We start from the raw sequence: 472 nt of genomic DNA, 5'->3' as shown, positions 1-472 counted from the left end.
AAATAAAATATAGGGCTTGGGACCGGTTTCAATACAATCTATAAATTATATATTATTGTCAAGGAGGTAAATAAAAATGAAAAAGTTACTATTAGGTATACCATTTATTTTGATTTTAATCATTTTGGCATATTTATTCGTAAGCATGTACGTCCTCAATAAAGAAGAAGTGTACTACGGTCAAGTAAGTAATGACAATGGTTTAGTTAAAACCTTAGTATCTAACGATAGTGATAATACCAAAGAAAACTTTCAATTAACTAAAGATGACAATTTAAATGTACAAAAAAACGATTTCGTCAAAATTGTATTCACGGATAATGGCGGTGTCATTAAAGAACAATCGAAAATCAAAAAATCTGAAGTTCCTAAAGATTTACTAAAACACTTTCAATAATCTAAGTGTATTAAAACTGTACTGAAAATAAATAACATTAATAAAATTATATATATAAGGTGGTAATCAATATGA

General features: G+C 26.1%; 1 protein-coding gene. It reads left to right on the top strand.

From position 1 onward, the window contains the following. The first annotated feature begins 76 nt into the window (after nt 1-76). Entirely contained in the window at nt 77-397 is a 321-nt protein-coding gene (locus CD172_RS12140) for a DUF4889 domain-containing protein (RefSeq protein WP_103346489.1), read from the top strand. Nucleotides 398-472 lie beyond the last annotated feature (75 nt).

The sequence above is a fragment of the Staphylococcus agnetis genome (genome assembly GCF_002901865.1).
Lineage (GTDB): Bacteria > Bacillota > Bacilli > Staphylococcales > Staphylococcaceae > Staphylococcus > Staphylococcus agnetis.
Note: the sequence above shows the minus strand (reverse complement) of the source record. Positions and strands in the feature narration are given on the sequence as shown.

What these genes read in the sequence shown, in the direction of transcription:
- CD172_RS12140 (WP_103346489.1), top strand. Translation starts at nt 77, where the DNA reads ATGAAAAAGTTACTATTAGGTATACCATTTATTTTGATTTTAATCATT.